General features: G+C 56.6%; 1 protein-coding gene. It reads right to left on the reverse strand.

The features are described 5' to 3' along the window. Window positions 1-419, reverse strand: a 419-nt coding sequence (locus ABFY71_RS18685; RefSeq protein ID WP_347947372.1) for a patatin-like phospholipase family protein, incomplete at its 3' end; no start/stop codon positions are given. Window positions 420-1,098 lie beyond the last annotated feature (679 nt).

Raw genomic sequence — 1,098 nt, forward strand, 5'->3', positions numbered from 1 at the left:
CGACACTCCGCTGATCCGAGAGCCAATCTGAGCCAAATCATCTGACGACGGACAGTCACGATGCCAACGCCTGTCTTCACATCATTGAAAGTGGCATCTCCAAAAATATCATGGGCGAGGCGCTCTAGCTGTTCCGATTTTCCGGCGGGATTTCGCTCTTTCATGATCGTGGGCACGTGATCATGATACTGTTGGTAGATGTCATCCACCTTCCGGCCCGTTGCCAACATCGCGGCGATGATGGCGCCTGTGCTGGTTCCAAAGATCAGGTCAAAAATTTCGCAAAGTGGCCTACCGCCGACCATACCTTCGATCTCTCTCAAAATACCAAGAGTGTAGAACCCTTTGGCACCTCCGCCATCGAGAGTAAGGATGCGATACGGACTTGGGGTCGGCTCGGAGATTTGGGGCGCGGCCATTAATGTCCCAAGACGTTTGACTTGTTGCCTAATGGTGCACTGCGCGAAAGGCTAGTAAATCCAATCCATGCCGCGATGGTGGATTGCCTGTGGATAGTCATAAACCGCGACCCTTGCCGCCGCACGCGCAGCGAACCGTTCCTGTCACACAAACCTGGTACACAATCGCTGTATTGTGCTATCGTCAGTACCAGGATTTCTGGGACTTTCTAAGGTTGTGTGGATTTCCCGCTCACCTCCACCATTCCGCTGTGGCCGAGTGTATGTCGCCGCGCGATGGCTGTTTTGGGACATTGCGGAAAGGCGCTCAACGATCTGAAAGCGGCCGCAGATCCGCCGCATAAACTACTGCCACATGACGCAGCTATGGCTTTGGCACTTCTCTTCTGACATCCACCCTATCCCGCGCCCCATCTCCCCGCCCCCATACTCTCCTGTCACCCAACCCGTGACAAAAGGCGCCCACACCCTGTCTCGCGTCCAGCGTGTCCGCAAAATGAAGTCCGGTCGCGCGTCACCCCGACGCTGACTGACCGCGGTAGGGCGCTATAGCTGAAGCTGAGCGCATCCCAACCCAAAATTCATCCATCTTGTCCCCGGCCCTCAAACCGCGCGCATAATCCTCCCATCACCCCGCATGGGCGGCCTGCAGGCGAACAGTGGCGGGGTGAGCCGGGTG

The organism is Devosia alba, from assembly GCF_039938915.1.
GTDB classification, from domain to species: domain Bacteria; phylum Pseudomonadota; class Alphaproteobacteria; order Rhizobiales; family Devosiaceae; genus Devosia; species Devosia alba.